Origin of the sequence: Oribacterium sp. NK2B42 (assembly GCF_000424445.1) — a bacterium.
GTDB lineage: Bacteria > Bacillota > Clostridia > Lachnospirales > Lachnospiraceae > Oribacterium.
This window is the reverse complement of record NZ_AUJX01000100.1, coordinates 1-1,418: the sequence shown is the minus strand read 5'-3', so window position 1 is coordinate 1,418 and position 1,418 is coordinate 1. Positions and strand designations below refer to the sequence as shown.

Here is a 1,418-nt window from a genome sequence, read left to right as displayed (position 1 = left end):
TATATCACAGCTGGGTTGTGACTACGCTATTTTATTGTTGGAAACCCGCTTAGAATAAGGCTTTCCGGCACTTATTCATGTGGGAAGTATTAGTTGTTTATAAATGTCACACCGGAAGATCCAAAGCTTTCGGCATTCGCGTGCTGAATATTATTGTCTTTATACTCAATAATATCAGAAATCCAATGACCTAAAGAGCGAACTAACAGCTCATTTACACCATCTCCATTCAAATCATAAATAGCATATTCAGTATCCGGGTTTCCTATAGCCCAAAATTTATCACCATTTACATCTGTTTCGTTTCCTTTTAGATACTCAATGTAATGTCTATCGGCATCGACTTTAGTTATTTCCACGGATGAAGGTTCCGTATAATTATTACTTAATACTGGAGCATTTGTATTAGTAGAGGCGTTAGCTGTTATTGTAGAAACAAGTATCATTGATGCTAATGCTATGTTTTTTTTCATGTTTAGGCCACTCCCTTCTTCTGTTCGTTATTCCGACAAGCATTGCTCTTGTAAGTTCTTGGATGTAAGAAGGCTTCCTCTTTTGCCAAATAGAATTTATCATCTTCGATAATCATGGCAGTCAATTTATTCCCAAAGGTACATGCTGTATCCAAATCAATCATTCCATTTTGGGGAATATCCATTTCCATATTGTATGGAAGTATGATTGGTGAGATTGTACCCTCTGCAATTTGATAGATTGGAGATTTTAAAGGTGTATGGCCTATTATTAACAACTTTCCGGAGTATAGATTTCTTTCTAGATGTGTTCTGTCCCAAATCATCCTGTCTATTAAAAAGGGAGAGCTCAGATAACTTTCATCATAAAAGGCATGTGCAGCGATAAATTGAGGATCCTCGTAATAGAAAACAGTATTGCATTCAATCCATTTAGCGGTCTCAAGCATGAGATCAACGTCATCAAAGCTTGCCATTGTAGCATCTGCGCCATTACGCAACCAGTTATAATCAGTATTATGTAAAACACAATCCAACATCATTTGCTCATGATTACCTCGTAAATAAACGATGTTCTCAGGATTTTTTTCCTTTAATGATTTAATGAGCTGCAATACTTTAAATGAATCCTGTCCACGATCGATAAGATCACCTACAAATATGAGTTTATCAACTGAAAGATTGATTTTCAGTTGATCCAGCAAACTTAATAACTCCTCATAACATCCATGTACATCGCCTATAATAACTTTTTTCATACGAATCTCCTTGTTTGATCTGAAATATGTTTTATAAGACTGTTATACAGGATTTAATGATTCTTTGCGTACAGCTGTTAGCGGTGTGTTTACTAGTCAGTACCACCAGCCCTGCTGGTGGTTTGAGTTAACCCCTTCCGGGGCAAGTGTTGTGATTCCGCCTAAAGGCGGTCTAGCAAACCATTCT

The 1,418-nt window shown here is 36.8% G+C and carries 2 protein-coding genes; both read right to left on the bottom strand.

The window, feature by feature from the left end; translation table 11 throughout:
* Positions 1–89: 89 nt before the first annotated feature.
* On the bottom strand, positions 90–473 hold the full coding sequence (locus G625_RS0114660; RefSeq protein WP_029201686.1) for a hypothetical protein: 384 nt from the start codon (positions 471–473) through the stop codon (positions 90–92).
* A gap of 2 nt (positions 474–475) precedes the next feature.
* Positions 476–1,231 carry a metallophosphoesterase gene (locus G625_RS21570; protein ID WP_029201685.1) on the bottom strand — a complete coding sequence of 252 codons (756 nt, stop codon included), beginning with the start codon at positions 1,229–1,231 and terminating at the stop codon, positions 476–478.
* Between the last annotated feature and the right edge of the window lie 187 nt (positions 1,232–1,418).